This is a genomic window from Streptomyces tateyamensis (assembly GCF_003205575.1).
Lineage (GTDB): Bacteria > Actinomycetota > Actinomycetes > Streptomycetales > Streptomycetaceae > Kitasatospora > Kitasatospora tateyamensis.
In genome coordinates this window covers 1-251 of record NZ_PYBW01000384.1, presented here as the reverse complement: position 1 = coordinate 251, position 251 = coordinate 1, and the positions used below count along the sequence as shown (strand labels likewise).

Below are 251 nucleotides of genomic sequence, written 5' to 3'. Positions count from 1 at the left end.
CGGTGTCCCGGTTGCCCTCGGCGAACAGCGCCCGCAGGCCGGCCTGGCTCTCCGGGCGGGCCAGCAGGTCGGCGAACTGGGTGACCACGCCCTCCATGTCCGCCTGCAGGCTGCCCCGGTCGACCATCTCCAACTGGTCGAAGAGGCTGGCGATGGCGTCGATCACCAACTCGTTCTTGGACGGCCAGCGGCGGTACAGGGTGGTCTTGGCGACGCCCGCGCGCACCGCGACGTCACCCATGGTCAGCCCG

At 71.3% G+C, this 251-nt stretch carries 1 protein-coding gene; it reads right to left on the bottom strand.

Going from position 1 to position 251, the window contains the following annotated elements:
* On the bottom strand, positions 1-247 hold a 247-nt coding region (locus C7C46_RS33845), incomplete at its 3' end, for a TetR/AcrR family transcriptional regulator (protein ID WP_245985357.1).
* Between the last annotated feature and the right edge of the window lie 4 nt (positions 248-251).